27 protein-coding genes are annotated in these 25,252 nt (G+C 40.9%); 17 read left to right on the forward strand and 10 right to left on the reverse strand.

Annotated features, from left to right (window positions below):
* Nucleotides 1–146: 146 nt before the first annotated feature.
* Together V7K73_RS01510 and V7K73_RS01515 are read right to left on the reverse strand one after the other, a co-directional pair.
* On the reverse strand, nucleotides 147–290 hold the full coding sequence (locus tag V7K73_RS01510; RefSeq protein WP_334876489.1) for a hypothetical protein: 144 nt from the start codon (nucleotides 288–290) through the stop codon (nucleotides 147–149).
* A gap of 186 nt (nucleotides 291–476) precedes the next feature.
* Nucleotides 477–611: a hypothetical protein gene (locus V7K73_RS01515; RefSeq protein ID WP_334876490.1), complete on the reverse strand. Its 135-nt coding sequence runs from the start codon at nucleotides 609–611 to the stop codon at nucleotides 477–479.
* A gap of 223 nt (nucleotides 612–834) precedes the next feature.
* On the opposite strand from V7K73_RS01515, the gene V7K73_RS01520 reads away from it, so the two are divergent.
* From V7K73_RS01520 to V7K73_RS01545, 6 genes are all read left to right on the forward strand, one after another.
* Nucleotides 835–1,449, forward strand: a complete 615-nt coding sequence (locus V7K73_RS01520) for a PEP-CTERM sorting domain-containing protein (protein ID WP_334876492.1) — start codon at nucleotides 835–837, stop codon at nucleotides 1,447–1,449.
* Between the two features lie 148 nt (nucleotides 1,450–1,597).
* Complete coding sequence (locus V7K73_RS01525; protein ID WP_334876494.1) at nucleotides 1,598–2,104, forward strand: hypothetical protein; 507 nt, start codon at nucleotides 1,598–1,600, stop codon at nucleotides 2,102–2,104.
* 238 nt (nucleotides 2,105–2,342) lie between these two features.
* A complete protein-coding gene (locus tag V7K73_RS01530; RefSeq protein WP_334876496.1) occupies nucleotides 2,343–3,686 on the forward strand; it encodes an adenylosuccinate synthase in 1,344 nt (447 codons plus the stop codon).
* Nucleotides 3,687–3,863: 177 nt separating this feature from the next.
* Nucleotides 3,864–4,469, forward strand: coding sequence for a 50S ribosomal protein L25/general stress protein Ctc (locus tag V7K73_RS01535; protein ID WP_334876498.1), 606 nt, complete (start codon nucleotides 3,864–3,866; stop codon nucleotides 4,467–4,469).
* Between the two features lie 99 nt (nucleotides 4,470–4,568).
* Nucleotides 4,569–6,098: a bifunctional aminoglycoside phosphotransferase/ATP-binding protein gene (locus V7K73_RS01540; protein WP_334876500.1), complete on the forward strand. Its 1,530-nt coding sequence runs from the start codon at nucleotides 4,569–4,571 to the stop codon at nucleotides 6,096–6,098.
* A 228-nt stretch (nucleotides 6,099–6,326) separates the two neighbouring features.
* Nucleotides 6,327–6,833 (forward strand): hypothetical protein, encoded by a 507-nt coding sequence (locus V7K73_RS01545; protein WP_334876502.1) that lies wholly within the window; start codon nucleotides 6,327–6,329, stop codon nucleotides 6,831–6,833.
* Between the two features lie 99 nt (nucleotides 6,834–6,932).
* Here the strand turns inward: V7K73_RS01545 and V7K73_RS01550 are convergent, their stop codons facing one another.
* Nucleotides 6,933–8,390 carry an APC family permease gene (locus V7K73_RS01550; protein ID WP_334876504.1) on the reverse strand — a complete coding sequence of 486 codons (1,458 nt, stop codon included), beginning with the start codon at nucleotides 8,388–8,390 and terminating at the stop codon, nucleotides 6,933–6,935.
* Nucleotides 8,391–8,728: 338 nt separating this feature from the next.
* Between V7K73_RS01550 and V7K73_RS01555 the strand changes: the two genes are divergently transcribed.
* Complete coding sequence (locus tag V7K73_RS01555; RefSeq protein WP_334876506.1) at nucleotides 8,729–9,520, forward strand: YdcF family protein; 792 nt, start codon at nucleotides 8,729–8,731, stop codon at nucleotides 9,518–9,520.
* A gap of 284 nt (nucleotides 9,521–9,804) precedes the next feature.
* On the forward strand, nucleotides 9,805–10,026 hold the full coding sequence (locus V7K73_RS01560) for a hypothetical protein (RefSeq protein WP_334876508.1): 222 nt from the start codon (nucleotides 9,805–9,807) through the stop codon (nucleotides 10,024–10,026).
* Between the two features lie 5 nt (nucleotides 10,027–10,031).
* Here V7K73_RS01560 and V7K73_RS01565 read toward each other — a convergent pair whose 3' ends face one another.
* The 6 genes from V7K73_RS01565 to V7K73_RS01590 form a co-directional block, all read right to left on the reverse strand.
* The gene (locus V7K73_RS01565) at nucleotides 10,032–10,253 is read right to left on the reverse strand and encodes a ferredoxin-thioredoxin reductase variable chain (protein WP_181985194.1); all 222 of its coding nucleotides are present in this window, start codon (nucleotides 10,251–10,253) and stop codon (nucleotides 10,032–10,034) included.
* A gap of 669 nt (nucleotides 10,254–10,922) precedes the next feature.
* A complete protein-coding gene (locus V7K73_RS01570) occupies nucleotides 10,923–11,102 on the reverse strand; it encodes a high light inducible protein (protein ID WP_334876512.1) in 180 nt (59 codons plus the stop codon).
* Nucleotides 11,103–11,218: 116 nt separating this feature from the next.
* A complete protein-coding gene (locus V7K73_RS01575; protein WP_334876514.1) occupies nucleotides 11,219–11,413 on the reverse strand; it encodes a hypothetical protein in 195 nt (64 codons plus the stop codon).
* Between the two features lie 19 nt (nucleotides 11,414–11,432).
* Complete coding sequence (locus tag V7K73_RS01580; RefSeq protein ID WP_334876556.1) at nucleotides 11,433–11,975, reverse strand: FecR domain-containing protein; 543 nt, start codon at nucleotides 11,973–11,975, stop codon at nucleotides 11,433–11,435.
* A 155-nt stretch (nucleotides 11,976–12,130) separates the two neighbouring features.
* The gene (locus V7K73_RS01585; RefSeq protein WP_334876516.1) at nucleotides 12,131–13,987 is read right to left on the reverse strand and encodes a fatty acyl-AMP ligase; all 1,857 of its coding nucleotides are present in this window, start codon (nucleotides 13,985–13,987) and stop codon (nucleotides 12,131–12,133) included.
* 2,719 nt (nucleotides 13,988–16,706) lie between these two features.
* Entirely contained in the window at nucleotides 16,707–16,880 is a 174-nt protein-coding gene (locus V7K73_RS01590; protein WP_334876518.1) for a hypothetical protein, read from the reverse strand.
* Between the two features lie 1,024 nt (nucleotides 16,881–17,904).
* Between V7K73_RS01590 and V7K73_RS01595 the strand changes: the two genes are divergently transcribed.
* The 3 genes from V7K73_RS01595 to V7K73_RS01605 all read left to right on the forward strand — a co-directional run bounded on the left by V7K73_RS01595 (nucleotide 17,905) and on the right by V7K73_RS01605 (nucleotide 19,990).
* Complete coding sequence (locus tag V7K73_RS01595; protein WP_334876519.1) at nucleotides 17,905–19,395, forward strand: glutamine synthetase family protein; 1,491 nt, start codon at nucleotides 17,905–17,907, stop codon at nucleotides 19,393–19,395.
* A gap of 49 nt (nucleotides 19,396–19,444) precedes the next feature.
* Entirely contained in the window at nucleotides 19,445–19,591 is a 147-nt protein-coding gene (locus tag V7K73_RS01600) for a hypothetical protein (RefSeq protein ID WP_334876521.1), read from the forward strand.
* 114 nt (nucleotides 19,592–19,705) lie between these two features.
* Nucleotides 19,706–19,990 (forward strand): Nif11-like leader peptide family natural product precursor, encoded by a 285-nt coding sequence (locus tag V7K73_RS01605; RefSeq protein ID WP_334876523.1) that lies wholly within the window; start codon nucleotides 19,706–19,708, stop codon nucleotides 19,988–19,990.
* A 27-nt stretch (nucleotides 19,991–20,017) separates the two neighbouring features.
* Here V7K73_RS01605 and V7K73_RS01610 read toward each other — a convergent pair whose 3' ends face one another.
* Entirely contained in the window at nucleotides 20,018–20,203 is a 186-nt protein-coding gene (locus tag V7K73_RS01610; RefSeq protein WP_334876524.1) for a hypothetical protein, read from the reverse strand.
* A 337-nt stretch (nucleotides 20,204–20,540) separates the two neighbouring features.
* On the opposite strand from V7K73_RS01610, the gene V7K73_RS01615 reads away from it, so the two are divergent.
* From V7K73_RS01615 to V7K73_RS01640, 6 genes are all read left to right on the forward strand, one after another.
* Nucleotides 20,541–20,831 carry a Nif11-like leader peptide family natural product precursor gene (locus tag V7K73_RS01615; RefSeq protein ID WP_334876526.1) on the forward strand — a complete coding sequence of 97 codons (291 nt, stop codon included), beginning with the start codon at nucleotides 20,541–20,543 and terminating at the stop codon, nucleotides 20,829–20,831.
* 97 nt (nucleotides 20,832–20,928) lie between these two features.
* The gene (locus V7K73_RS01620; protein ID WP_334876528.1) at nucleotides 20,929–21,231 is read left to right on the forward strand and encodes a Nif11-like leader peptide family natural product precursor; all 303 of its coding nucleotides are present in this window, start codon (nucleotides 20,929–20,931) and stop codon (nucleotides 21,229–21,231) included.
* A 61-nt stretch (nucleotides 21,232–21,292) separates the two neighbouring features.
* Nucleotides 21,293–22,570 carry a nif11-class peptide radical SAM maturase 3 gene (locus V7K73_RS01625; protein ID WP_334876530.1) on the forward strand — a complete coding sequence of 426 codons (1,278 nt, stop codon included), beginning with the start codon at nucleotides 21,293–21,295 and terminating at the stop codon, nucleotides 22,568–22,570.
* A 529-nt stretch (nucleotides 22,571–23,099) separates the two neighbouring features.
* Nucleotides 23,100–23,357: a hypothetical protein gene (locus V7K73_RS01630; protein WP_334876532.1), complete on the forward strand. Its 258-nt coding sequence runs from the start codon at nucleotides 23,100–23,102 to the stop codon at nucleotides 23,355–23,357.
* A gap of 301 nt (nucleotides 23,358–23,658) precedes the next feature.
* Nucleotides 23,659–24,102, forward strand: coding sequence for a bacteriocin (locus tag V7K73_RS01635; protein WP_334876534.1), 444 nt, complete (start codon nucleotides 23,659–23,661; stop codon nucleotides 24,100–24,102).
* Nucleotides 24,103–24,801: 699 nt separating this feature from the next.
* Nucleotides 24,802–25,062 carry a hypothetical protein gene (locus V7K73_RS01640; protein ID WP_334876536.1) on the forward strand — a complete coding sequence of 87 codons (261 nt, stop codon included), beginning with the start codon at nucleotides 24,802–24,804 and terminating at the stop codon, nucleotides 25,060–25,062.
* Nucleotides 25,063–25,252: the final 190 nt, after the last annotated feature.

The following is a 25,252-nucleotide window of genomic DNA, read 5'->3' on the forward strand; positions in this document are numbered from 1 at the left end:
TTGATTGAATTTTGGAATGTCTACACATGCAAAATAGAGGGAATGAAATTGTAGCATATATCTGTGCTATAATGTTGCAAAACACCTTATCTTTCATAGAAATTGAAACGCTTGAAAGTTACTAAAATCCCTATTGCGGATTGAAATTAAGACCATGCCTCATCAATAGCTTTACCAATTAATACATCAGCACTTTCCACTTCCATCATTGCCAGCCCTTCTGCATTAATTTCTAAAAGGGTGCTATCGCCGGCAATTAACTGGATGCATTCTGGTTCTGCATCTATCATCGCTCGTAAACGATTTTCGCTTTGCCGTAGGGCTAGTTCTGTCTGCTGAAGTTGCCTGATATAACGCTACAACAAGTCATACAGCAGCGTCACCAGCACTAAATCCACAATAGCAGCGATAAAAAATGTGACTATCGCCTTTTGAGAACTTGCTTGCGACTGCTGCATTCCCTGCTGTAATAAATTTTACTCTACCTCTAAAAAGCCGTGAATAAGTTGTTGGATTTCTTTGCTACTTTGCTTGTCTTTGTCAGATAAGATTTGTTGCCGAACTGCTTCAAATCCCTGGTTTTGTCTGAGAAAAATTTCTTGTTGCAGCATTTTGAGCCTGTTACTAATTTTCGGCTCCAGCAAAGAAATCCCTGCTGGTTTTGATGGTTCGCAGCAGTTAACTTGCTAATAAATAGAAGGGTCTATCAGGTTGGGGAGCAAAGCAACTATAAACAAACATTATAATTAGCTTCAACAAATCAACTTCAACTTAGCGATCGGCCAACGTTTCTGTATAATCGCATAGAAACCGTTTACAAGATCCGCTATCTCCATGAAAAATCTAGCTGTACTATCTGCCACAGCCCTTGCCATTACATCTGGCTTAGTTTTTGGGAGAATGCAAGCTGCCTCTGCTTTAAGTTGGGACTGGAATTCTTCTGGTACTGGCATAGCCGCGAACGGTACTTTCACCACCAATGACACCCCTAACAATTCCGGGTTTGACGCGATTACTGGAATTATTGGTACACAGAATGGTGAAACAATTACTGGTCTGCAACCCACCGGGACTGCAATACCAGGAAACGAACCTTTTAATGTTGACAATTTAATTAGTTTTGATACTCCGCAGTTAACAGATAACGGTTTTGGGTATTCCACTTTGGGAGGAAAATATTATAATACATATTTTACTAGTTCTTTGCCGACACCAGGTTATTTTGAGGTTGCTTCTAATTTCACTCTGCAAGATACTGAATTACCCATTACTTTTTCTGCAACCATAATCACCATCCCGGAACCCACCTCTATTCTTAGTTTACTCGTCCTCGGCACTGTCGGCGCACATTTAGCACTCAAGCGTAACAAGCTATCCAAATTCACTCAAAAGAAGCTCGAACAAGTTGTACTAAAGCACAACTTTGCTACTGAATTTTCAGGCGATTGAATGTGAAAAAATGACAAAATCATTTTCTCACATTTTTTGATGTTACTAAATTTAATTATTATATGTGGCGCTTCATGGCATAATTTTAACTGCCTGCACAAGTTATCTAACTTAGGTAGGCAATTTTTTTCTATAAGACAGACTTCAAATGAAAAGATTTAAATCTTTGGCGACATTAATGCTTTGTATTTCATCAGCATTCGGCACTTCAGTTATTCTGAATAGCCAACAACCTAAAGCACATGCTCAAATACAACCTGGTGGTCCAGTAATAGGACTAAGCCCAACATGTACAAATAGCAGTTTACAAGGAGCCTTTGAAATTCAAGGTGGAGGATATTTGAATAAGACTCAGCCTTATGCATTAAATGCTTTAGACACCTTTGATAGCTTTGGAAAAATCACAGGAACTGTTCTGGTTAAAAGTGTTGCAGGAACCGTGACAACCAATGTTGCCACTAAAGGCACATACCATGTAAAAACTGATTGTAGCTTTACAGCATCCTTCATTAGAGCCGATGGAACGAGTGCTAATTATAGCGGTGTTGTCTTCGATAAGGGTAGTAAGTTCGGTTTAACTCAAACAGACCCCGGTGCTATTGTTAACTTAAAAGGTGAAAGAAATAATCCGACAATAACCTCCGTCAATAATTAAAAGCCAAGTCTAACTACCCAACGTGGCAGCCAAACTCGTAAAATAGCGTAATGTTAGCGAGTCCGCCCTCGCTTTTAGCGTCTCGTAGAGAGCGTGATTACGAATTACGAATTATTTAAAGTATGGTTGCTCTATTTACGCCGTGCTGTACTAGCTAGTTCTAGAAAAAGTTTGACATGATTCCGAAAATATGTTACTAATTGTAGTTTGTGGAAACTTTACTTCTTAATTTAAGCTCTTGGCTAACGTCATTGTCATAGGTGCCCAATGGGGCGATGAAGGAAAAGGTAAAATAACTGACTTACTCAGCCGTTCGGCAGATGTTGTGGTTCGTTACCAAGGGGGTGTCAATGCTGGACACACGATTGTAGTTAAAGGTCAGACCTTTAAGCTACACTTGATTCCCTCTGGTATTTTGTATCCAAATACCGATTGCATTATCGGCTGTGGAACAGTCATCGATCCACAGATTTTGATTGCAGAAATCGACCAACTAAAAGAACTAAATATTTCCACTGACCACCTGCTGATATCTGAGACAGCCCACGTAACCATGCCTTATCATCGCTTGATTGACCAGGCATCGGAAGAACGACGGGGAAGCCATAAGATCGGCACAACAGGTCGGGGCATTGGGCCGACTTATGCTGATAAATCTGAACGTACAGGCATTCGGGTTTTAGACTTGATGAACCCCGATGAGTTACGTGAGCAGTTGGAGTGGACGATTAATTATAAAAACGTCATTTTAGAAAAGCTTTACAACTTGCCGCCTCTAAATGCAAAAGAGGTGATTGAGGAGTATTTGGGATATGCAGAACGGTTGCGCCCTTACGTTATTGATACATCGTTAAAAATATCCGATGCGATTGGGCGACGGCGGAATATTTTGTTTGAAGGCGCACAAGGTACGCTTTTGGACTTAGATCATGGAACTTATCCCTATGTCACCTCCTCTAATCCGGTGGCTGGGGGGGCTTGCGTTGGTACAGGGGTAGGCCCGACAATGATTGATCGGGTAATTGGAGTGTCGAAAGCCTACACAACGCGGGTGGGAGAAGGGCCATTTCCCACAGAATTGGATGGACCATTGGGAGAATTGTTGTGCGATCGCGGTGCAGAATTTGGCACAACCACCGGACGCAAACGGCGCTGTGGCTGGTTTGATGCCGTCATCGGTCGCTATGCCGTGCGGATTAATGGTATGGATTGTATGGCACTCACTAAACTAGATGTCCTCGACGAATTAGAGGAAATCCAAGTTTGTGTAGCTTATGACATAGATGGCGATCGCAGCGAACACTTCCCCACAAGTTCTCGTCAATTTGCTAGATGTCGCCCCATCTACAAAACCTTACCAGGATGGAAAGTGTCAACAACCCACTGCCGCACCCTGGAAGACTTGCCACAGCAAGCACTGGACTATCTAAAATTCCTCGCTGAATTAATGGAAGTCCCGATTGCGATCGTCTCACTAGGAGCAAGCCGCGATCAAACCATAATCGTAGAAGACCCCATCCACGGGCCCAAACGTGCTTTATTGCACGCCGACGGCACACCTGCTACCCCACTCAGTGCTTAGTTAAGAGTGAGGAGTTAAGAGTGAAGAGTTAAGAGTGAAGAGTTAAGAGTTAAAGAGTTAAAAATGAGTAATTCAATCAAAACTCCCAACTCCAAACTCCAAACTCCAAACTCCAAACTCCTAACTCCTAACTCCTAACTCCTAACTCCAAACTCTAATTAACAATTAACAACTTTTATGGCTATTACAGTCGAATCTCAAAAACGTGCAGAAGGTAGCAAGCCAAGAGCTTTGCGCCGTGCTGGACTCATCCCTGCCAATTTGTATGGTCATAAGGGTACAGAATCCATTTCTTTGACGATTGATGCTAAAACTGTTGAACGCTTGCTCAAAAGAGCTTCAGTCAACAATACATTGATTGAGTTAAATATTGGTGATGTACCTTGGCGCGGCAAAACCTTGCTGCGGGAACTTCAAATCCATCCAGCAAAAGGTACGCCTTACCACCTCAGCTTTTTCGCGGTTGCTGGCCACGGTGACACCACTGTAGAAGTTCGGCTGCGTTTTGTAGGAACTGCTGTTGGTGTTAAACAAGAAGGTGGGGTGTTAGACACCGTAATCACCGAATTGCAAGTCACTTGTGCGCCAGAAAACATCCCAGATGTAATTGAAATCGATGTCTCTAACATGCAAATAGGAGACAGCTTGAGTATCAGTGATATACCCTTTCCTGAAGGTGTAACACCTCTAGCTGAATTAGAGCGACTTGTTGTGAGCGTTTTGCCACCACAAATTAGCGCTGAAGATGCTGGGACAGCAACTGAAACTGAAGCAGCTTCTTAAGCTAGGTAAACTGTGTAATAATTTTTGATGATACCAGGAGGGAACTCCTGGTTTTTTTGTATTTGAACCGCAGAGGCGCAGAGAGCGCAGAGGAGAGAGATGACAGAAGCGACTCTTCCAGCTTTTATTGAGCAAATGTTGCAACCTGGATTTTATCCCCATCCAGTAACAGAACCTATTCAATTAATTCAAACCCACATTTCTTATGTGCTGCTGACTGGGGATTACGCCTATAAACTAAAAAAACCGATGAATTTTGGTTTTTTAGATTTTTCTACCTTAGAGAAGCGGCAACATTTTTCTCAGGAAGAGTTGCGGTTGAATCAACGAGGCGCAGGTGAACTGTATTTAGAAGTTTTGCCCATAACTTTGGTAGGGGAACAATACCATTTAGGAGGAAGTGATGAGCCTGTAGAATATGTGCTAAAGATGCGCCAGTTTCCGCAAGAGTCGCTATTAAGTACACTATTTGAGCAGGGTAAGTTGAATGAGACACACCTAGATGAGTTGGGACGGGTGGTGGCTCAATATCATGCCGAAGCACAGACGAATGATTATATTCGCAGTTTTGGCGAAGTGCCAAAAGTTCGGGCTGCCTTTGACGAGAATTATCAACAAACTGAAAAGTATATTGGTAGCCCCCAGACTCAGGCGCAATTTATAGAAACAAAGCAATATACAGATAAGTTTTTTGCCGAACGTCCAGAATTATTCGCTAGCAGAATTCATAACAACTATATTCGTGAATGTCATGGGGATTTACACCTGAGAAATATTGCGTTGTGGCACGATAAAATCTTGCTGTTCGATTGCATTGAGTTTAATGAGCCGTTTCGCTTTGTCGATGTGATGTACGATGTGGCGTTCACGGTGATGGATTTGGAAGCGCGGCAACGCAAAGACTTGGGTAATGCGTTTTTGAATTCATACATAGAGCAAACTGGAGACTGGGAAGGCTTGCAGGTGCTACCCTTGTATTTAAGCCGTCAGGCTTATGTTCGTGCGAAGGTAACTTCATTTTTGCTAGACGACCCGAGTGTACCCGCGACGGTAAAGGAAGAAGCGACAAAAACGGCTGCTGAGTATTACAAACAGGCTTGGGACTACACTAAGCCAAAGCTGGGAGAACTAATTTTGATGTCGGGGTTGTCGGGTTCTGGTAAAAGTACCACAGCAAGGCATTTAGCCCGTCAACTAGGAGCGATTCACCTGCGTTCTGATGCGGTGCGGAAACATTTAGGGGGAATTCCCTTGTGGGAAAAAGGTAGTGATGATTTGTATACCCCTGAGATGACCGAAAAAACCTACACACGGCTGTTGGAATTGGGAATTATCCTGGCTAGACAAGGTTTTTCGGTGATTTTGGATGCCAAGTACGATCGCCAGCAGTTACGGCAAGAAGCGATCGCTCAAGCTACAAAGCACCAACTTCCCGTTCAGATTATCCAATGCACAGCACCGCTAGAAGTTCTAAAAGAACGTCTGAACAATCGCACTGGTGATATCGCTGATGCAACTGCCGATTTATTAGCCTCACAAATCAAACAAGCTGAACCTTTCACTGAAGAAGAACAATCCTATGTAAAGATTTGGGATACAACTCAACCACAACAGGCACAATTAAAATAATTCGTAATTCGTAATTCGTAATTCGTAATTCGTAATTCAGTAAGTTGGCATAATAAAACCAAACTATGTCAACAAAGATAAACTAGGCTAAGATCCTCCTGCCTCCTGCCTCCTGCCTCCTGCTTCCTGCCTCCTGACTCCTGCCTCATGCCTCTTGCCTCCTGCCTCCTGCCTTATTCAAACGAGAAATTTTTACCCTATCTAGTTAGTTAATAGCTTTTTTACTCTATGGCAGACAAAAAGAACGATTTTTTTAGTATTTCTCCCAGCTTCTTTTCTCAACTGTTATTCGGGGGATTTTTAACATTTATATTAATAATGACCGGCTCTGCACCAGCCCTGAGCATCTTCTTAGGAATCATGGGCGGTTTCATCTTAAGCTGGATCACAAATGTAACCGATAATAGCGCCCAAACGTCAACTGTCGCCTCCTCTGATGGTGTCGATACAGGATTGAAATACTGGTTATTTTTCATGCTGGGTTTTGTATATTTAGGGTATCCAGCACCTATGAGTATCTTGCTAGGTGGAATAGGCGCTTTAGCTGGAGGCTGGATTACTGCTTGGTGGGGAAGTAAGGAAGAGACTAGAACTCAGTTGCAAGTTGAAGAGTCAGAAGACGGCGAAGGTCAAGCAACAAATGAGAGGATCAACAAACGGCAAACAAGAAGAACAACCCGCCGTTACCGTCGCGGTGCTGGAAGTAGTTTCAATTTCCGGTTTTGGCAAAAGTAGTAATTTGGGCATTGGGCATTGGACAAGGGTCTAAAATCTTAGGTTTGCTCCTAATGGAACTGTAGCCTAACTTGAAAAAATAACGAAGGTGATCAGAAATTAAAGGGTTTCGTCTTGGAATCGAGCGTGAATCTCATCAATGGAGCGTTCCATTTTCTTCACCATTTTGGGATAACGCAGTTTTTGAATGACAAGCCATCCAAACCCCGCAACAAAGTACAGTAAGACCAAGTAAGGGAAGGTATTGTAAGGTGCTGCTGGCACTGGAAATAGAGTACTACCCGGAATTCCGACAGTACCGAGAACAGGAATCATCATAAAAACTACGCCTAAAACTGAAAATAAGATATCCATTGAGCGAAGTTTTTTGATGCGATACAAGTAAATTGGAGCAGCAATTGAAACCAAAATATATACGACTAAGAAACCATACGTGCAAAGTGTTCCGGTGTAACCCAAAATTTCAAAAGGCTTGATGCTAAATAAATTCAACGCACTAGGGACCATAAATGTAATCAAGGAACACAGGGCAATTGCTGTGTGGGGCGTCAGGTTAGAATCATGGGCTTTACCCAAAGAACTATGAAACAAACCATTCCGTGCCATCATGAACACGATCCTGGCTGCGGGATTGATACAAGCAAGAGTACAACCGAAGAAGCTCAATAATGCACCAATACTAACTAACGTTCCCAATAAGCCTACACCTGCTTGATTTGCCAAAAATGCCAGTGGCTCCTCAGTTTTGCCCAAATCTACAGAGCTACCACTGAAGCCCAGCACTTCCACATAGGCCATGAACATGAAAAATACACCAGACCACATCGTGCTTTGAATCAAAGATTTGGGAATATTTTTCAGTGGTTTTTTAGCTTCATCTCCTAAAGACGTAGCACTTTCAAAACCCGAAAAACCAAACACAACCAGGACAATTCCTAGTGAGATCCCACCTGGGGTAGCTCCTTTGAGGCTCAGTTGGGACATATCAATTGCAAAGCCCTTGTGCGCCCAAACAATCATCCCTAACAACAAAATTGAAACCACAGAGATGCCTTCAAGTACCAACATCATCTTTGCTGATAACTGAATGTCTTTATAACCCACATACCAAGCCAGACCCGTCCCCAGTGCGAACAATGTTAAAGTATGGGTGTGTATGCCAATATGACCCAGCAAAGATTCGCCAAAAATTGCAAAGCCAGATAAGGTTGACATCCCGGTAAATAAATAACCCAGAATCAAACCCCAAGCAGACATAACACCTGCTGTAGAACCTAAACCTTTGATAATATAGGAGTATAGCGAACCTGGAGAAGCTGAACGCCGCGCAAATTGGTTAATGTTGATAGCAACAAACAATAGCCCAATCATCCCTAACAAGAAACTCAGCCAAGTTCCGTTACCTGAACTGGCGAAGATTAAACCTAAATTAGCTGCGGGTGTTGTTGTGGGTGCAATCACCGCTACTGATTGTGCAAACACTTCCCCGTATGAAAGACATTCTTTTTTTAAGCCATGAGCGCTCTGATTGATTTTTAGCTCGATTTGTTGAGTCATATACTATCTCTACTGACTATATAGTTGAATCCGCTAGGTATGGGACTAAAGCCAAAAACTAACTTCAATAGGTACTCACTACAAAATGCTGATTTAACTTTATGAAATATAATTCATAAGAGCAAATATTCTTAATTATCAAATAGATAAATAAATTTTATCAACGGCACATTGGCTTAGATCACCTGATTTAAGTAAGCTCAAAACTAAGGCAATACTTCTCGGCTCAGAACAAAAGCAGAGTAAATTAATAATTGTTCTACTAAATAGCGATACCTTTTTCCTTTTCTATTCTCAATACCGCTTAATTCTTAACTGAAAAGTATTGACTTGCCACTATGTTTTTATATCTATCCAAATTACTGCCACTGTTTTTTTATCCACTAGGATTAGCCTGTGTGAGTTTGGTAGTAGCATTAGTCACGTTGTGGAAAAGGCCGCGCACTGCGGCGATCGCAATTGCTTTTTCTTTGACTTTATTGCTATTTTGTAGTAATGCTTGGATTGCTAAATCATTAGTGCGATCGCTAGAATGGCAAAATCTTCCACTCGCCCAAATACCAGTTGCAGAAGCAATTGTAGTTTTGGGTGGCGCAACCAAATCAGCTTTTTTCCCAAGACCTACCGTCGATTTGAGTGAAGCAGGCGATCGCGTAATCTACGCTGCACAACTGTATCGTCAGAAAAGAGCGCCTATAATCATTCTTAGCGGAGGGCGCATCGATTGGCGTGGTAGCGGTTCCTCAGAGTCCGCAGATATGGCAACAATACTCACATCTATTGGTATTCCATCTCAGGCAATTATCCAAGAACCTGAATCTCTAAATACTTATCAAAATGCTGTAAATGTCCGCAAAATTTTGCAGTCTCGTCGCATAAATCAGGTATTATTAGTTACTTCTGCAATGCACATGCCGCGATCGCTTAAGATTTTCCAACGTCAAGGAATTAATGTCATTCCTGCACCGACTGACTTTCTTGTTAGTGAGGGTGAACTACAAGAACTCGGCAACACTCCCAAAGCCGCTATACTGAATTTATTACCTGATACCGACAACTTGCACCAATTTACCAGCGCTTTAAAAGAGTACATTGGTTATTTAGTTTATCGCTTACGCGGCTGGCTTTAATTATAGTTATGAGTTATGAGTTATGAGTTATGAGTTATGAGTTATGAGTTATGAGTTATGAGTTATGAGTTATGAGTTATAAGTTATGAGTTATGAGTTGTTAATTATGAAATGTAGTAATTTCCTAAACTTTTAACTGCCAACTGCCAACTCCTAACTCCTAACTCCTAACTCCTAACTCCCAACTCCCAACTCCTAACTCCCAACTGCCAACTGCCAACTGCCAACTCCCAACTCCCAACTCCTAACTCCTAACTCCTAACTTTATTAACTCTATTAACTTTATGTCTAAAAATTTACCTTATATTATGCCATCCCCTCAACACCAAGTTGAGGAAGCATTTGCGGCTTACCAAACAACTCATCAGTTTTACCACGAAGTTCGTTCACGATCGGAGTTTCAGCGTTATTGTGACTGGTATTATACTACAGCAGAACAGAACCGTCAAGAGCTTAAAAGAATGCGCGGCGAACTGAATATTTTTCAGTGGTTTCGCCGCCGATAAGTGATTTAGATGACTTCTAACTCATTTTCACGTAAATGGGCTTTAAACTTTTTACTAAACTGGACTACAATCGGCAAATTAGCGCTTACTGGTCTGTCTCGCCATTGGGTGGCAATACCTACTACATCGCCTTCAGTGCCTTTGATGTCAAAAGGCTGATTCCGATGTTCAGGATGATGATACACTACTACCGAATCTTTAACGCGGACGCGATCGCCAACTTTCATAAGAACATTTACACCTAGCATTTTCTTTTCCACAAGTATCTGCTACAAAATATATGATTAAATCGCTTAGAATTTGATTTAATCAGCTATTTCTTGACGCTTCATCGGGGTGCAACGGCGCATTTAACCCTCTGCGTCCAGGCACGTTTTAGCAATCCGTGCGTACTTTTTTTAGTTTTTTGCCGCGTTAATGCCTATCGCCCTTACCCTCTGTGTTTACCCTAAATAGTAGGGAAATGAAAGGAAATAAGCCGATATCAGATGTGCCTAATACTGTGACAAGATATCTAACCCTTTTATCTTCAGGGTAACTGAAACTCTAAGTCAAGAAATTTTACAGAATTCACTAAACAGCAGGTTTACCTAAAACAGCAACTGCCCTTTGCACTTCTTGCAAGTCGAAGGCTGTTTTCGATAAAATCTGATAGCGATACCTTCGGTGAGCTTCGCTAACGCATCCACATTGACACACCTTACTTTCGTAGTGTTTTCAATCCTCCCCCTAAGAAATGATTATCATTATTGCTTAAGCATGGATTCTTGGTTTTTGTTGATAATTTATTTTTTGGAAGTCCCCAATCCCAACATTTGCCATAGGTTAGAAACAAATGACTTGGGTGGAATATAAACAGTAGGGGCGCACGGCTATGCGCCTCTACTATGATCAATTTAGAGAAGACCCCAGAAATGGAGTAAACCTTGACCAGAAAAAGCTTCAATCAAAATGGCAGATAAAAAACCAATCATCGCAAGACGACCGTTCCAGTTTTCACTCTGAGGAGTGAAGCCAAAACGCACAGCATTAGGATCTTCTGAAACAACAGGCGCAGAATTCTTAAAACCTGACATGAGTAAAACTCCAAAGTTTAAGTATTGTAGCAGTTGTAACTGTCTGTAAAGTAATGTAACAGATGTTTAAAAAAATGCAACATAGAGTGAATAAAGAAAATCTGCTCGACATTCTTTCATTTCCATTCACCTTGAAGAGAAAAAGCTGCTTCTAAGGAGCGTGACTTTGGCGATTGGAGCGATCGCGCAACAAGCCACATATAGCGGTTCCCATTCAGATGCGGTACAATATTAAATCGCCAAGTGTAGGTGCATGGGACTGCCTGACCCCTACCGATGTACCTCACATAAACCAGAACCGCTATAACCATCCCAATTACTCCTCAAAATTTAAGGAACTGCCAGTTGATATAGTTGTTTTGTCCCTAACGGTGTTGACACTGTAGCTTCTACTTTGCGGTTAGAAGGTAAAGGAACAGTAATATCAAATCTGCCATTTGAATCAACATTTTGAGGCTGTAGATTAATTAACAGTATATTTACCGGATCAACAGTACCAACAATCTGGACTTGTTTACCTTTAGCTAGAAGTTGACTAACATTCAAACGAGTATCTTCTCGCAAAGGAACTGCTGGTAAGGGTGGTTGTCCAGGGATAGTCAGATTTTTAAATCCAGCATTTACCAGCACTGTTTCTCCTTGAGCAGAGGTAGCTACTGCTCCTTCTTTAGTTCCAATACCCATTTTTCCGTCATTTTGAACGCTCACGCCAAACTCAGTCCCTCGGACTCCAGCAACTCCAGCCGGGGTTTTAATTTCTACACGAGAGTCCTTATTAGTTAGGGGACGAACTTGGAGATTTACTTGGCCAGACACGACAAGTAATTGTGTAATGCGTCCGCCTTGGTTGCCTGTCCCGGTATTTGGAGCTATCTGCCACTACTGCAACTCATCTGTTGGAAATACATGATAGTTTTTAATTTAACTACCTATAGATAAACCTTTAAAGATTTTGCAGGTATTTATTTGGGATCGCTTCTTTTTGCCTCTGAAGGTATTTAACAAAACTCATCTTGTATCTCTGCCATTTATGGGTGGTTAGTAGGTGTTAACTGCCTTAAAACAGAATCAACCTCTGCTTCTAGATCCTTAAACTTAGCTTTGTTCTGAGGATTTTCGCTCCAATCTTCCATGACATCCAAGGTGCCAGCATTAAATGCAGTTCGACAAGCTTGACGGCGAATTTTGCCACTAGAGGTTTTGGGAATACTTCCAGTCTTGATCAGTACCGTAGCAAATATATCTAGTCCATGCTGTGCAATCACTGCTTGTCTTACATTTCCAAGAATTTCTTGAACGTTTAACTTGCGTAAGTAACTGCGCTCTACCTCCTGAACAATAACTAGTCGCTCGGAACCCTTGAAATCGATGGAAAATGCGGCTCCTGAAGCAGGTTTCAGGGCTGGATGGCTCTTTTCAACAGTCAGTTCAATATCTTGGGGATAATGATTTTGTCCTCTGATGATAATTACATCTTTGACTCTCCCTGTGATAAACAACTCTCCATCTTGCAAAAATCCTAAGTCTCCAGTGCGGAAAAATGGGATTGAGGTTTCACCATCGCTTATATCTGTATCTGCTAAATAGGCTTGGAAAGTCTTTTCTGTCTCTTGGGGTTGATTCCAATAACCTTGAGCAACACTCGGCCCTGCTACCCAGATTTCCCCGACTTGCTCAGGTGCACACATGGTTAAAGATTGGGGATCAACAATGATCACCTTCTGATCGGAAGGACTTTGCCCACAACCTACTATTGTCTGGATATCTCCGCGACTCTTATCCTGCTTGACAATTCGGTTTTGCTCTAATGCTGCTTTATCTACGTTGCAAGTGATTGGTAAAGCTGTTTTCTCACCCCCGCTTACTATCAGAGTGGTTTCTGCCATACCGTAGCAGGGATAAAATGCTTCTTTACGAAAGCCACAAGGTGCAAAAGTAGAAGCAAACTGCTCTAAGGTTTCAGCACGGACGGGTTCAGCACCGGTAAAAGCAACCTCCCAACTGCTGAGATCGAGAGTTGCTAACTGTTCGGGTGTCACCTTGCGAATGCACAGATCGTAAGCAAAGTTTGGCCCACCACTAGTTGTAGCTTTGTAGTGAGATATTGCTTGCAACCAACGAATTGGTTTTTGGAGAAAGTCTACTGGAGACATCAGAATGCAAGGAACCCCTAAATATAAGGGTTGCAAGACATTTCCAATGAGTCCCATGTCATGGAAAACAGGCAACCAACCAACAACGATAGTTTTGTCTGTATGTCCGAAGGCTTTCTCGATCATCCGCTCGTTATGCAGCAGATTACCATGAGTGATCATCACCCCCTTTGGTGTCCCTGTAGAACCAGATGTGTACTGAAGGAAAGCTAAGGTATTAGCGGTCAATTCTTGCGGTTCCCATACAACTGCAAGATCGTTACTCAACTCATCGGTAGCTAGCCAATGCAATCCAGAAATTTCTAAATCTTCTTGATTGGAGCCAGTTTGCAGGTTATCTAAAATAGATTTAGAAGTTAGTACAATCTTGGCTTGAGCATCTGCGGCGATCGCCTGCAACCTGGACAATTTTTGATTTCGTCTGGGTGGATATGCCGGAACTGCAATAACGCCTGCATATAAACATCCAAAGAAAGCAGCAATAAAATCTAAACCGGGTTGATATAGCAGCAAAGCCCGTTCACCACCAAGGTTTAGAGCCTGGAGACTAGCTGCGATCGCTTGTGCTTGCAGATGTAATTCTCCATAAGTCAACGATGCTGCTTCTTTCTCTATACTTTGTAAAAAAGTATAAGCTTTCTGCTCAGACTGATTTTTTGCTCTATAAATCAGCAATTCAACTAATGTTGAAAACTGATCCGGAGTTATTAAGCTGTTGGAATAAACACTCATCGATGTACCTCTATGTCACTTACAGTTAGATTTTGCAGCCAGATATTATCTTTAATCTGCATCAATTTAGAGCGATCGCATGATGTCAATAAGACTATTTTATTTTCTAAATATCCTGAATTAATCTCACTAAATCCTGTTAATTAACAAAGATTTAAGTTATGGATTGGAACTTAAGAACATAAATCAAGTGAGAAATACTAATTTATTCCTTGCTGATTAACGTTGGTTGGTTGCTGTCTTAATTAATTTATATCTGTTTCCCCGATTCCACAAATTAGAGATAACTTTCGTTTGTGTTTTATGGATTTACAATATAGTTAATTTGTTTATAAGTCAACACACTATTTAATTTTTTTTCATAAATACCTCTACTGATAGAGATTTAGTTATCCTAGAAATGTATTCAAAAATACTGTTTCCAATTTCCTTTTTTGTTAGTAGGCAAAAAAGGAAATTATAGTAAATTTTTAATTATTAGATTACAGGCATTAAAGCCTAAAAGCCACGAGAAAAGCCTATTTAACTTCTAATCTTGGCATCCATACGCTGAACATCTGGGACATCTTTTTCCTGTAATCGGATTCTAAAAATGCTTGTTCATCCTTATTTGCTCTGTTTTTTTAATGATATAACAACTACTTTATTGTCTATACCATAGATTTTTACTTACTCCAATATCTTTATAAAGTTTTTATTTATCCCCTTATAGAGGAGCGAAATTAGGATTTGCAAATATTAGTAATTAAATTACAAACATGCAAATGCCAACTCGTTGTTGTGCTTGCAATCAACTAAATTAGATTTGCAAGTGAATAATAATAGTGGATGTTTCTTACATTCAAGTTTGTGAACAATTTCCATTCTGTCCAATATTGCAGTATTGGATATATTATTCAGCAAACAGGAGCAAGCTACATTTTTAAGCGTAGAATTCGACGCGAGATGATCCCAGTCCATTTAAGTGAAGATACCCGCCTACGCAGCAGGTTTTTCTATTTGGGTAGAACCAGAGATTGCACTAGCTCTTTTGTATTTTCTGCTACGCATATTAATACAAATTTCGTTTTGTTATATTAGTGAGCTTTCTACCCACAACTAGGGTTTGCATTAATATTTCTTTGCCTTCTAGATTGTGACCTCTGCATTTATTTTAAAATTTTTTCAATCAAAAACTCATTTGACGATCGCCTCGCTCAAATCAAAAAGATGGTGCAAATAAATTCATACTTGAATGCAAATAAATTGATGTTTGGAAAAAAATATAGATATAGCACTTAACTCACCTCCTAAAACGCGCTACAAAAATTAAAATTTTGATCCCTGCTTTCTATGCACCTATGTTGCTTTGAATATAACTATCCGCTTTTACTGCAAATAAAGGCGTTGCTAAACAAGCAATCTCCAGATGTGTTTATTTATCTTGATTGGAGTGCATAGATGATTGATTAATTGCTACAATTCTCAGATTAGCTAACCAAATTTGCTAGGTGCTTAATTTTGCCTAGAAAGAAAATTAAATTGGCTGAATTTGTGTCTTAAAATCCAATTTTTAGGATTTTATTCTGCTAATTTTGGCGAGAATTGACAATTTCCTCGAAAATAGATAAACAAATTTTATATTGAGCCATAATTTGCATTATGAATCACAATTTTAGCTGTTGCGCTGAGTTGGTACAATAAACTGCTCTTGCAAGCGTTAAAGCTTACAAATAATTGCCTTATTAAAGCTTGATTTTGACGAAGAGTTAGTGTCATAATTGTAATTAGTTGTTGTTCATGCTAAAACTGGCTGCACAAAAGTGCCGCTATTTATTCTGAAGTTTCTCTTGCCGGAGATTTTGCAGAAAAATGGATATTAAGTTAGCCCACAAAGGTTAACTTTGTATTGATAGCCTGATAAACAGCTAAAAGTTGGATAATCCCTCTGGTCTTTTGCGAGACTGGGGGGGTTACCTCACAGTTTAAGTTAGAGCCTAATTTTTACCTGGTAACATTTTGGATGTTCCAAAGTAAATCTAACTATACTATGGTTTTTAGCTGATTTTTGAAGTAAATTTGCTATTTCAAATTAACATTACAGCCTTCCCTTCTCAAAACAATATCCGTAAATAAAATTAGTTCAAATCAGCGAACACAAATCTTTTAGATACTACAGATATCAGGTTAGACAAAAATTGCTACCCACAGGAAATTTTCAAGAAATGCAATGATTCATTGTCAAATCCTGAAATGCTTGTTAAATCGTAATTTGCAAAGGCTAACCCTGCAAAGTACATATTAATACTGCTCATGAATTAATCAAACAATTTTTTCATTTCTCCCGTTTGTGTATTTATGTGTTTTTTCTTGTGTATTTGTTAAATATCAATTTAAACAATACATTTTTTTTATGATTAATGCAACACTTCTTCGGTTAAATTGCTAATTTAAAAACTCAAGTCTCTACTTTACTTCTAAAGGTAGAGGACAAAAGGGATTTATTCCTCCACAAAAATTTATTAACCCAAGCAAGAATTGTGGGTAAGAATAGCCAAGTTTTTAAGCAACTCAGTAGAAGCTGTGATTTTATAGCTATTACTCCTTGTAATTACAGGACTACAAAAACTACACAATTATTGCATTTTCCTAAACTTAGCATACCTGCAATTTTGCCTTTTTTAGACTAAAACACATATTTTTTATTTTTTAACTTCCAGTTCGCCTATTTTCTAATGAGTTAGGAAAAGTCAGTAGACGGAAAACTTCTGCGATCGCTATGATGCCAATGGGACTTCAACCGGGAACACAAAAGGCTATTTGGCACACCGCTCGACGGTAAGCCGCCAAGGAAAGCACCAGCTTGTGAACCGATTAGAAGCTGGCGATCGCCCTTAAATACCGATTGCCACAACGCGCTTGTCTCGCTTCAAACAACTATTTTACACACCTGGTTAATACTGAAGTTGGTGTATGTCTAATTCAACCAAAAGCCTGATAGTTAATTCCATTGAAAACCTAAAAGCGACTCTACCAGGGAGCATCCCAATTTTGGCTTAAATCTTTTCCCTCACCCCCAGCCCCTCTCCCAAAAATGGGAGAGGGGAAACATGATTCTAGTTCCCCTCTTTCAAATGATGGGATTCGGGGGTAGGGGATGAGGGCAAACACAAAGTTTTTGCACCTGACGGGATGCTCCCCTCTACTGACTGCTACTATTGCGATCGCATGGCAGTTTCATGAAAGCAGCGATCTCGCCAATGCCTGACTTGCACTCGTGTCAATACTGTTCGCTTAAGGAAAATAGAGTCTAAAACAAACAACAAAGTGTTCGCGTTTTATATGACAATGTTTGCGAATTCATGTAAACCTCAATTTATCGGCTGAGGCACTGCGGGGCTGAAAAAGCTTTTCATTGATTAAATAGCCTCCTATGGACAAATTTACTGCAAGTGACTGTAATGGCGTGCCACAGCGGCAACTCCTTCTAAATCACGGGTATTCCAAGCATTTTCTATTGCTTGCACTTTGCTAAGAGCAACAGAAGATGTTTTGGGGTGTTTTATCCCTTCCCCCCTTTAACATACACTCCAATTTTTACAAACGCAATTTTGGCTGGGCAGACTACTAGTTACAATTGAGTAAACCGGAACTAAATTCTTGCTAACACCATATTTGATTTTGATTTTTATAAAATCTGCCTAAAGATAGATGAGTTGATGCGGTACAAATTTAACCTCAATCCTTTCCTTTCTAGATTTAGCTTCATCTGATTGATATTGATGTATAATGCCTAATCCTCCAAGCGATTGAGAGTGAGAAATCTGATTGATAGCCATCAAAACCTTTCGCTAACAGTATCGGTGGATTCACAGGAAAAATACAAAGTTTTGTTAACCTACTTGCAATAATGCAATATTTATGATATTTAATTTTAAATGAAAATACCTGGATTTATTGAGCGTCATCAGCTGTGGACAGAAATCCAAAAAGAAGCATCTTCAAAGATCAAGGCTGTTGTCAAAGAACGGGATCTATTGTTGATTCGTACTGCTTGGGCGGACCAGCATGGCATTGTTCGCAGCAAGTCGCTCTTACCCCAGGCGTTTTTAAGCGCCTTAGAAAACGGTATGCAAATCAGCACAGGGACATTCCTGTTTGATACTGGTGGTGCAATAGTATTTAACCCGTTCGTTCCGGGCGGGAGCTTAGATATGTCTCAGATGACAGGTGCGCCAAATCTTGTGGCTGTTCCTGACCCTGATACCTTCAAAATTGTGCCTTGGGCAAAACGCACTGGTTTTATCCTCTGTGACGAGTACTTTCAAAATGGTCAGGTAATGCCCTTTTCCAGTCGCGGTATTTTGCGGCAATCATTGGAAGAGTTGCATCAAAGAGGGTTGGAGCATATTGTCGGCTTAGAAGTTGAGTGGTATTTGGCAAAGTTGTCAGATCCGATGTTAGCGATCGCTAATGTTGGTACTTCTGGAAAACCTGGTGAACCTGCATTAGTTACCGCCGTAGAGCATAGCTTCCAATACCTTTTAGAATCCCACAATCCAGAGATTCACGATTTGCTGCGCGTTCTGGCAGAAAACTTAGTTGAAATGGGATTGCCTTTAAGGAGCGTAGAAAACGAAGGAGGTGCCGGTCAATTTGAATTTACCTTTGACCCGATCCCGGCGTTGCAAGCTGCGGATACAATGATGATATTCCGAATGGCGACCAAGCAAATCTGCCGTCAGCAAGGTTACATGGCATCATTTATGTGTCGTCCAGGACTGCAAGGTTCTTCTTCTAATGGCTGGCATTTGCACCAATCCCTTGTAGACCGAACCACAGGCGAGAACGCTTTCATGTCTGCAAACGCCAAAACCCTAATGTCTGATTTAGGTAAATACTTCGTTGGTGGTCTTCTTAAACACGCTAATGCCGCTTCTGTGTTCACAACCCCGACAATTAACGGCTACAAAAGATTTAGACCTTATTCCCTAGCTCCCGATCGTGCTGGGTGGGGGTTGGAAAACCGAGGAGCAATGATTAGATTACAAGGCGGTTATGATGACCCCACGACCCACATTGAAAACCGAATTGGAGAACCAGCAGCCAATCCCTACCTGTATATGGCATCGCAATTGATTTCTGGGTTAGATGGTGTGGATCATAAAGTTGACCCTGGCTCTCCAACAGAGTCACCTTACACTACAGAAAGTCCGACCTTACCCAAAAGTCTGCCAGAGGCGATTTCATATTTGAGCCAAAGCGAACTTTTTTCTCAAAAAATGGGGCAGCAGTTTATAAACTTCATGATTAAGATGAAACAGAGCGAAATTAATCGCTTTTTGCAGTCCGTCGCCGATAAGCCACCAGAAGACTATTTATTGCAGGTGACTAACTGGGAGCAAAGAGAATATTTTGAATTATTTTGAAGTGAATAATTCTTGAGAATGTCGCGCTGCGATCGCATCTTGCCGTTTTATGAGTGAACAGCGCGATCGCCTTTTATTGGTGATATCATGTCTGCGTCATTACTTATTACCGAATTACCTCACCCCACCAAAGCTGCGCTTTGTCTCCCCTCCCCGTCCCTTATTTACACTAATAAAAAGCGATCGCAGCTTGTAAGCCATAAATAAAATAGAAGTAAAAAATTGTTAGTCTTATCAGAAAAATAGTGGATTGTGGTCAGCAGTTACAGCCTCTAATCTATCAGGTAAATACTAAGAGTAAGTCTAAAGTATGTCTATCGAAAGCGCTAGAGCATTTTACCAAAAAGTAAGTACGGATGAAGCGTTCGCTAATCAACTGCGGAACGCTGACAGTGACGAGCAACGTAGGGCAACTATACAAGCGGCTGGTTATGATTTTACTCCCGAAGAATGGGCAAGCGTCGTAGACCAAATTAAACAGTCAAATAATCAAGAACTCAGCGAGTCGCAGCTAGAAGCAGTTAGTGGTGGATTAACGTTACCTTTGGGGGATGGCTCGGTTCGCGCATTGTATGGGGTAGTTTCTTCTATCTAACTTTCTTAGCCTGAGTAGTAACAACTTCTACTTGAGGGTAATGGGGGAACCTATTTTCCCCCTAACCGAGACAGTATCAGATGGCTCTGAATAAAGCGCTTGCTGAGGCACTTTTAACCAAAGGCAAAGCAAGGAAATCTCCGTTTTTGCAGCCTTGATTCTAATGCGGTATGGTGTCCCACGATTAATAGCGATCGCAGCCTGTAATATCATGTCCGGTTAAAGACTTATCATTAAGAGCGCAGGGGGAGTTTTCAGCTTTTTGCACACATGCAATAATCATAACTAATCAGCCGGACATGATATAAGTAGGTAGGCATAAATAAACCTAACTATGTAACAAAATGTAAAATTTTCAAAACCCTTGCGATCGCTTCACTTTGCTTTGCTCCCTTTACAATGACATAGTTATAAATTTTCGCCCCTACCTACTTAAGCCATAAATAAAATAGAAGTAAAAAATTGTTAGTCTTATCAGAAAAATAGTGGATTGTGGTCAGCAGTTACAGCCTCTAATCTGTCAGGTAAATACTAAGAGTAGGTCTAAAGTATGTCTATCGAAAGCGCTAGAGCATTTTACCAGAAAGTAAGTACCGATGAAGCGTTCGCTAACCAACTGCGGAACGCTGACAGTCCCGATCAACGTAGGGCAACTATACAAGCGGCTGGTTATGATTTTACTCCAGAAGAATGGGCAACCGTCGTAGACCAAATTAAACAGTCAAATGATCAAGAACTCAGCGAGTCGCAGCTAGAAGCAGTTAGTGGTGGTATTATGGCCCAGGCAATGTATGGGATAGTAGTTTCTCCCGTAATTCCTCTCAATGACGAACTTTCTTAGGCTGAGTAGTAACAACTTATACTTCAGGATAATGGGGGAACCTATTTTCCCCCTAACCGAGACAGTATCAGATGGCTCTCAACAAAGAAGTAAAGATATGTCTATCGAAAATGCCAGAGCGTTCTACCAGAGAATAGCCAAGGATGAAGCGTTCCGAAACCAACTGCGAAACGCTGCCACTGACGATCAACGCAGAGCAACAATACGAGCGACTGGCTATGATTTTACTCCAGAAGAATGGGGAGTTGTGATTAACGAACTTAGGCGGCTAAGAAACAGAGAACTTAGTGAACCGATGTTAGAGACAGTTACTGGTGGAGTGGCGCTACCAATAAATCCGATAGTGATCGGCACGTTATCTGGTGCGGTTTTTCCGGGCGAACTTTCTTGGCCTTTTTGACATTGATATTTTAAAGTGTTCTTCTTTTCTAAATAAATTCTCCTATAGAGGGTAAGCGTACATGCCTAAGGAATATCGCCGTACTAGTTATGCGGTTTGGGAAATTACTCTAAAGTGCAATTTGGCTTGTAGTCATTGTGGATCTCGGGCAGGAGTTGCCCGCACTCAAGAACTTTCGACTGAAGAAGCTCTCTTGGTTGTACAACAGCTTGCCGAAGTCGGGATTAAAGAAGTGACCCTGATCGGCGGGGAAGCGTTTATGCGTCCTGACTGGTTGGAGATTGCCAGCGCCATTACTCAAGCAGGTATGCTCTGTGGTATGACAACTGGGGGCTTTGGCATTTCACTACAGACGGCTCAACGGATGAAGGAAGCAGGTATTGCTTCAGTATCTGTCTCCATCGATGGACTCGAAGCAACGCACGATCGCCTCCGTGGTCGCAAAGGTTCCTGGCAGTCTGCATTAAGAACCATGAGCCATTTCCGAGAAGTTGGTCTTAAGTTTTTTGGTTGTAATACACAGATTAACCGCTTAAGCGCTCCAGAATTTCCGCAGATTTACGAGCAGATTCGTGATGCGGGTGCGCGTGCATGGCAAATCCAGCTTACTGTCCCAATGGGCAATGCCGCAGACAACGCAGATATACTACTGCAACCATCCGAGTTATTGGATCTCTACCCAATGCTGGCTGAGGTTGCTCGTCGTGGCCATCGTGAAGGAGTTATAATTCAGGCTGGGAACAATATTGGTTATTACGGTCCTTACGAGCGGATTTTGCGAAGAGGAGCAGATGAGTGGAGCTTTTGGTCGGGTTGCGGTGCCGGACTATCTACAATAGGTCTTGAGGCAGACGGTGCAATTAAAGGTTGTCCTTCATTACCCACAGCTGCTTATACAGGTGGCAACATTCGCGATCGCCCCCTACGAGAAATTATTGAACAAACAGAACAGTTGCGGTTTAACCTGAATGCTGGTACTTCCCAAGGAACAGACCACTTATGGGGATTTTGCAAAAGTTGTGAGTACGCTGAACTTTGCCGTGGCGGCTGCACTTGGACGGCGCACGTCTTCTTCGATCGCAGAGGGAACAACCCTTACTGCCATCACCGGGCCCTAGAACAGGCAAAGCGCAATATCCGAGAACGAGTTTACCCAAAAGTGCCAGCGCCGGGACTTCCTTTTGATAACGGAGAGTTCGCTCTTGTTGAGGAGCCGCTTGATGCTCCTTGGACTGAGAACGATCCACTTCATTTTACTGCCGACCGTATCCAGTGGCCCGATAACTGGCAGGATAAACCTAAATCAGCATATAGCGATTCTCATACCATTTCTTTGTGAGGCTGCGCCAAACCCTCTTAATATCATGTCCGGCTAAAGACTTATCTATTTAGAGCGCAGTTCTTGCTGGGGGCAGGGGGAAAGAGGCTTTTCCGATTTTTGCACAGATACGGTAATCATAAGTGATTCACCGGACTTGATATAACTTCTTCTTTCTTTCTTTCTTTCTTTCTTTCTTTCTTTCTTTCTTTCTTTGTGTTCTTTGCGGACTTTGCGGTTCGTTTTTCTTTCTTGTACTTAAATATGGTTTAGGGCATCTTCATACAGAATTGGTATCAGTTGAGTCCAATATAAACCTAACAAGAACAACCTCAACTCTAGTAGCGTTGGGGAGTAAGCCTCAAAGGCTGATTCTTCTGAGGAGAGAGAAGAGAATGTATTACATACAAAAGAGCGACGCCGAATAGCCCGTCGTAGACATCGCTATATTTTCTAGTAAGTGGTTAATTAGCAAGTGCGGCCTACTTATTTTACTTGTTATTTTTCCGAAAAACACTAAGCCCATCCCATCTTGAAAGCGAAAAATAATATGAACGAAACAACTGGTAATTTCTTTGCTGTAGAGAACAACTCAGTTTCCTACACAGAATCTGACAATCTGGAGTTGTCCAACAGTTTAGATAATCAGCATAATGTTGAGTCTCCTCTGTTACCCCGTTCTGGCTGGCAAAACCGCCGAGCCTTTCTTAGCGCTCTTATTAAGGCAAAAAGATCCCTAGACATAGCAGAAATTACATCTTTCTTAGAATCAGAAACCATTATTTTCGGCGATCCGGCTTCGCGGTGAGTTATTCACATTTTCACCTGTTTTCAAGTGAGATATTCATGTACTTCGTACAGAACACTTGGAGGAAAACTTTTACCCACTCTCAATTCTCCATTCCCTACTGCCTCGGAAAATATCGGGAAGTAAAAAATTGTTATTCCCACAGAAATATTGTGTATTGTAAAAATATTTTATCGCTTCTAAGCTATAAGATATCAATCTAAACCGAGTATTGATAAATTTCATCACAGAAGTGATTGATCGTGATTAGTCACTTCTAAGAATACGGTTAGATAGCTAAAATATCAAAGAAGAATATACAATGACTGAGAACAAAGACCCCAAAAATCCCATCGCTCAAGATAATACTACAAATGAGTTATCTGAGAAAGACGTAGCTTCTGTTTCTGGAGGTAATTTCATCCCTCCTAATAAGACTACCTCTTTTCCTAAGACTCCAAATGGGTTATCTGAACACGAACTAGGTTTTGTTTCTGGAGGTAACAATAAAGATCTCCTTGGTCTAGATAAGAGTAATAGTCATGTGTTATCTGAGCACGAACTAGGTACTGTTTCTGGAGGTGCTGCACCAGAGGCATCTTTTGCAATCAAAAATAAAAATTTCATCGCTCAGAATGAGTTATCTGAGCACGAACTAAATTCTGTTTCTGGAGGTGGAGTGGTAACAGATGTTTTGGACACAACTAAGAACTTAGTCGTTGATGCTACCAAAACAGTTACAGACGTTGTTAAAGATGTAATATAGCCCAATCCGCTTGAGTTAAGACTTTTTTACCCAAAACATTCCATTCGGAATGAAGTAAGAGCGGCCTCCTTAAAAAGGGGGTTCTTCACACTCTAACTGAACCAGATTGCAATATAACCGATTTCATTTGGATGCTCCACACAATATTGTCAGAGATGCCCTGACAATATTGGTAATTTCCTTGCTGTAGAAAACGACTCAGTTTCCTACACGAAATCTGACGATCTGGAGTTGTCCAAGAGCTTAGATAATCAGCATAACACTCAGTCTCCTCTGTTACCGCGCTCTGGCTGGCAAAACCGGCGAGCCTTTCTTAGTAATCTTATTAAGGCAAAAAAATCCCTAGACATTGCAGAAATTATATCCTGCTTAGAATCAGGAACCACTATTTTCGGCGATCCGGCTTCGCGCTGAGTTCTTCACATTTTTAATCTGGTTTCAAATTAGATCATCATTTAACTTGTACACAACATTTATATATATACTTTTCCCCATCCCCTACTCTCTCGGAAAATATCAGAAACTAAAAAATTGTTATTCCCACCTAAATATTGTGTATTGTAAAAATATTTTATTGCTTCTAAGCTATAAGGTATCAATCCGAATAGAGCATGGATAAATTTGATATAAGTGATTAATAATAATTAGTCAGTGGCAAAAATGCGGATAAATACCTAAAAAATCAAGGATAAATATACCATGAGTGAAAACAAAGACTCCAAAAATAAAGAGCATATCGCTCAGGATAAAACTATGAATGATTTATCTGAGCAGGAAGTAGCTTCTGTTTCTGGAGGTGCTGTACCAAACCCATCTTTTTCAAAAGAAAATAAAAATTTCATTGCTCAGGATAAAACTACGAATGATTTATCTGAGCAAGAAGTAGCTGCGGTTTCTGGAGGTGGAGTAGATCCGGGAACAACTAACATTAAGGGCAATGTCATTTTTACCGGGCCATAAATGTCAGAAAAATCGGATATTACTAAACGATTTGTAAAAGCTTGTGTATAAATTATTGACAGTTGACTATTAACCGTTAATAGTCAAGTGTTAACAATCATTACTTCTATTTTTACCGCCTCTAAAGTTCAGTTAATGAAACTTACAAACTTAAGGTTTTGTTGGAATACTTTATGGTAATGAGGCAATC

Source organism: Nostoc sp. (assembly GCF_036916975.1).
Lineage (GTDB): Bacteria > Cyanobacteriota > Cyanobacteriia > Cyanobacteriales > Nostocaceae > Nostoc.